The sequence below is a fragment of the Streptomyces flavofungini genome, from assembly GCF_041028215.1.
Taxonomy (GTDB): Bacteria; Actinomycetota; Actinomycetes; order Streptomycetales; family Streptomycetaceae; genus Streptomyces; species Streptomyces flavofungini_B.
On sequence record NZ_JASKYR010000739.1, the window covers coordinates 1 to 4,369 of the forward strand.

Annotated in this window: 5 protein-coding genes; 3 read left to right on the forward strand and 2 right to left on the reverse strand. The window is 71.7% G+C overall.

What is annotated here, in order from left to right:
• Positions 1-3 precede the first annotated feature (3 nt).
• Positions 4-807: a CPBP family intramembrane glutamic endopeptidase gene (locus AB8Z36_RS33515; RefSeq protein WP_369217161.1), complete on the forward strand. Its 804-nt coding sequence runs from the start codon at positions 4-6 to the stop codon at positions 805-807.
• Positions 808-814: 7 nt separating this feature from the next.
• Here the strand turns inward: AB8Z36_RS33515 and AB8Z36_RS33520 are convergent, their stop codons facing one another.
• The gene (locus AB8Z36_RS33520; protein ID WP_369217157.1) at positions 815-1,639 is read right to left on the reverse strand and encodes a PhzF family phenazine biosynthesis protein; all 825 of its coding nucleotides are present in this window, start codon (positions 1,637-1,639) and stop codon (positions 815-817) included.
• A 258-nt stretch (positions 1,640-1,897) separates the two neighbouring features.
• On the opposite strand from AB8Z36_RS33520, the gene AB8Z36_RS33525 reads away from it, so the two are divergent.
• The gene (locus AB8Z36_RS33525; protein ID WP_369217158.1) at positions 1,898-2,545 is read left to right on the forward strand and encodes a PadR family transcriptional regulator; all 648 of its coding nucleotides are present in this window, start codon (positions 1,898-1,900) and stop codon (positions 2,543-2,545) included.
• Between the two features lie 196 nt (positions 2,546-2,741).
• Here the strand turns inward: AB8Z36_RS33525 and AB8Z36_RS33530 are convergent, their stop codons facing one another.
• Positions 2,742-3,170 carry a type II toxin-antitoxin system Rv0910 family toxin gene (locus AB8Z36_RS33530; RefSeq protein ID WP_369217159.1) on the reverse strand — a complete coding sequence of 143 codons (429 nt, stop codon included), beginning with the start codon at positions 3,168-3,170 and terminating at the stop codon, positions 2,742-2,744.
• A gap of 324 nt (positions 3,171-3,494) precedes the next feature.
• On the opposite strand from AB8Z36_RS33530, the gene AB8Z36_RS33535 reads away from it, so the two are divergent.
• Positions 3,495-4,340 carry a putative protein N(5)-glutamine methyltransferase gene (locus tag AB8Z36_RS33535; RefSeq protein WP_369217160.1) on the forward strand — a complete coding sequence of 282 codons (846 nt, stop codon included), beginning with the start codon at positions 3,495-3,497 and terminating at the stop codon, positions 4,338-4,340.
• The last annotated feature ends 29 nt before the right edge of the window (positions 4,341-4,369 follow it).

A 4,369-nucleotide genomic window follows, 5' to 3' on the forward strand; every position in this document is an offset into this window, starting at 1 on the left:
CAAGTGCAAGCGGAGCCGGGGCCGATGGCCGGTTCTTTTCCGAAGGACGAGCCCTCACGGCGGACCCTGCGGGACGAGACACTGCTCGTCCTGGCCCTCTCCCTGGGCGCGAGCGGCGTATCCGCCCTGATCAGCTTTGTCGGCTCGGTCACGAAGCCGGGCGGTCTCAAGGACCAGGCGGCCACCATGAACGCGTCGGCGGCGCCGGGACGGCCATGGCTTGATCTCGCATGGCAGCTCTTCGGGATCACGACCGCGTTGGTGCCGGTCGCGCTCGTCGCGCACTTCCTCCTGCGCGAGCGGGCGGATCTGCGGACCATCGGCTTCGACCGGACGCGCCCTTGGCCGGACCTGGGGCGCGGCACCGCGATCGCCGCGGTGATCGGCAGCACCGGCATCGCCTTCTACCTCGCCGCCCGCGGCCTCGGCTTCAACCTCACCGTGGTGCCCGAGGCGCTGCCCGACGTGTGGTGGAAGTATCCGGTCCTCGTGCTGTCGGCGATCCAGAACGCGGTTCTGGAGGAAGTGATCGTCGTCGGCTATCTGCTGCGCAGGCTGGGGCAGTTGGGGTGGACGCCGATGGCCGCGCTGGTGGGCAGCTCGGTGCTGCGCGGCTCCTACCACCTGTACCAGGGCATCGGCGGCTTCCTCGGCAACCTCGCCATGGGCGTGGTCTTCGTCCTTCTCTACCGCAGGTGGGGCCGGGTGGGGCCGCTGGTCGTCGCCCACTCCCTGCTCGACATCGGGGCGTTCGTGGGCTACGCGCTGCTCGCGGGCAAGGTCGACTGGCTGCCCACCCCCGCCTAGGCGTCCGTCAGGCCAGGAGGTCGCCCTCGATGACGGTGACCGCGCGGCCCGTCAGGAGGGTGCGGTCACCGCGCAGCTCGGTGCGGACCAGGCCGGTGCGGGCCGAGGCCTGGAGGCCCGTCAGCTCCCGGCGCCCGAGACGTTGCGACCAGAAGGGGGCGAGGGCGGTGTGCGCGCTGCCCGTCACCGGGTCCTCGTCGATGCCGACGCGCGGGAAGAAGCCCCGTGAGACGAAGTCGTAGCCGCGCGCGGGGTCCTCGGCGAGTGCCGTGGCGATGACGCCGCGCGCGGAGTGCCGTACGAGGGCCCGGTGGTCGGGGGTGAGTTCCCTGACCGTCTTCTCGTCGGCGAGCTCGACCAGCAGGTCGCCGCAGTTGCGGCCGGTGTCGTACGCGCGCAGCGGCTCGGTGCCCAGTGCCTCGGCGAATCCGTCGGGGATGCCGGTCTCGGTGAGCGGGGCGGTCGGGAAGTCGAGGGTGAGGGTGCCGTCGGCGTGTGCGGTTGCGGTGAGGACGCCGCTGCGGGTGGCGAAGCGGACCGGTCCAGAGGCGGCGCCGGTGCTGTGCAGCACATGTGCCGTGGCCAAAGTGGCATGCCCGCAGAGGTCCACCTCCGTGGCGGGGGTGAACCAGCGCAGGGCCCAGTCCGCCTCGCCGCCCTCGGGGAGGGGGTGGGCGAAGGCGGTCTCCGCGTGGTTGACCTCGGTTGCCACGCTCTGGAGCCAGGCGTCGTCTGGGAAGGCGTCGAGCAGCAGGACGCCGGCCGGGTTGCCGGCGAAGGGGCGGTCGGTGAAGGCGTCCACGACGCGGATGCGGTGCGGTGAAGTCGGCATACGGATGACGGTAGAGCGCGGCGAAGCGCTCCCGGTAATGCCAATCCTGGATAAGTGGACCGTTTGGTGGACCCTTATCCGCGGCAGGGGGCGTCTGCGTCACGGCAGGGCCTTACTCGCCGAACTATTCCGATATATCGTTGAGGCATCGCGACAGATACGCGACTGATCAATGATCGTCCATTAATGATCGTTGACCGGAATCAGGAACCGCGGGCACCCCACGGGTGCTCGGCGGACATTCAAGGAGTGATCGCCATGCGTTCCCATGGTTTTGAACACGAGCACGGACACGGCCGCCGAGGCGGCCGTCAGGGCCGAGAGGGCTTCGGCCGCGAAGGCGGCGGCTTCGGTGGCTTCGGCGGCTTCGAGTCCCGGCGCGGCGCCTTCGGCCCCTTCGGGCCCGGCTTCGGGGGTCCCGGCGGCCCCTGGGGCGGCGGTCCCGGTGGCCGGGGCGGGCGCGGCAGGGCGCGGCGCGGCGACGTACGCGCGTCGATCCTCGCCCTGCTGAAGGACCGGCCCATGCACGGCTACGAAATGATCCAGGAGATCGCCGAGCGCAGCGGCGGGGCGTGGAAGCCCAGCCCCGGTTCGGTCTACCCGACCCTCCAGCTCCTGGAGGACGAGGGGCTCATCAGCAGCGCGAGCGAGGGCGGCAAGAAGCTCTTCTCGCTCACCGACGCCGGCCGTGAAGCGGCCGACGAGGGGCCCGACGCGCCCTGGGAGGAGGCCGGGCGCGGTGTCGACTGGGAGACGCTGCACGAGATCCGCCAGGCCGGGACGGGCCTGATGGAGGCCTTCGGCCAGGTCTGGAAGACCGGCAGCAAGGAGCAGCGCGACAAGGCTGTCGGCGTCATCAACGACGCCCGCAAGAAGCTGTACCTGATCCTCGCCGATGAGGACTGACGGGTGCGGGCCCTCGGCCCGCCCGGCAGCAGATGAGGCGCCCCGCACGAGCCGTGCGGGGCGCCTCGTCGTGTGTGCGGGGCGAGGCCGGGCCGTCAGGTCGCAAGGACGGGGCGGTCAGCCGGCCGGGCCGTCAGGCGACCGGGTGATCGACAGAAGGAGCCCGCGACGGGTCTGACGACCAGCAGGCGGGCCCTCAGGAGACCAGGCCCGCCAGTTTGCGCAGGGACTCGTCGAGTGCGGCGGTCGCCGAGTCCTTCAGTTTGCCCGCTATCAGGGAGACCGCGGCGCCGGTGAACTCCCCGTCGATGCGGACGCGCGTCCCGGTGCCGTCGGGGGTGAGGGTGTAGCGGGTGCTCACGTTGACGCCCATCGGGCCCTTGCCCGAGATGGCCAGGGTGCGGGCGGGTTCCAGTGCGTCGATGGTCCAGTTGATCTCGGCGGGGAAGCCCATCAGCCTCATGTTCTCCATGAAGGTCGCGCCCGTCTCCAGTGCCGCCGGGCCGCCCTGGGGGAAGCTGGTGTGCGTGGCGTTCCACTCGCCGTAGGAGGGGAAGTCGGTGAGCTGGGCCCAGACCTTCTCGGCGGGCGCCTCCATCCGTGCCTCCGCGCTGACTTCGGCCATACGGTCACCCCTCCGCGTCGGGCGCTGCGACGGCCGCAGCTACGGTGTCGCGGAACGTAGCGGCGGGGCCCGTAACATTCAATACTGATGACCCGTCAGGTGCGTCAGGTCCGTCTGGCCGGGCGCCGCGCCCCGGACCGTGTCCGGTCCCCGGGAGGGTGAGGTACTGTTCCGGTGCCCTGTGACGGACGCAGGCGGCGAACTCTGGAGGTGAGACCCATTACCGCAGCAGCAGGTCGGGTGCTCTCCTCTCGCGACCGCGCGGATCACCCGGCATAGGTGACCCGAGGGAGCCCCACCGGTCTCCCGGAAGGTTTTCTTCGCATGTCGGTCACTTCTTCCTTCTCTTCCTCCTCCCCGTCCTCGCCCTCCTCCAGCGGGCAGCGCTCCTCCGTCGTCACCGCGCTGCGGGCCGCGGGCTGTGTCTTCGCCGAGGACGAGGCGGAGCTGATCCTCTCCGCCGCCCGCTCCCCGGCCGAAATCTCCACCATGGTGGCGCGCAGAGCCGGTGGACTGCCCCTCGAACACGTTCTCGGCTGGGCCGAGTTTTACGGCCTGCGGATCTCCGTGGACCCGGGGGTCTTCGTACCCCGGCGCCGCACCGAGTTCCTCGTCGACCGGGCCGCGGCCCTCGTCGGCCGGGCCGCCGCTCTCGCCGGGCGCGAGGCCGTCGTCGTCGATCTGTGCTGCGGGTCCGGTGCGCTGGGCACCGCGCTCGCCGCCCGGCTCGGCCGGGTCGAACTGCACGCCGCCGACATCGACCCGGCGGCGGTCCGCTGCGCCCGCCGCAATGTCGCCGCCGCGAAAGGCCGGGTCTACGAAGGGGACCTCTACGAACCGCTGCCCGGCACGCTGCGCGGCCGCGTCGACGTCCTGCTCGCCAACGTCCCCTACGTCCCGACCGACGAGGTCGGCCTGCTCCCGGCAGAGGCGCGCGAGCACGAGGCACGGGTGGCGCTGGACGGCGGCAGTGACGGGCTCGACGTACTGCGCCGGGTGACGGCACGGGCGCCGCGATGGCTGGCGCCCGGCGGCCACCTATTGTTCGAGACCAGCGAGGGTCAGGTGCCCGCCSCCGTGGACGCCGTCGAACGGGCGGGGCTCACGGCGTCGGTCGTGGCGGACGAGGAGCTGTACGCGACGGTCGTGGCCGGTACGCGGGCCGGGTGAATCCTGGGCGGGCGGGCGGACCGTTGCAC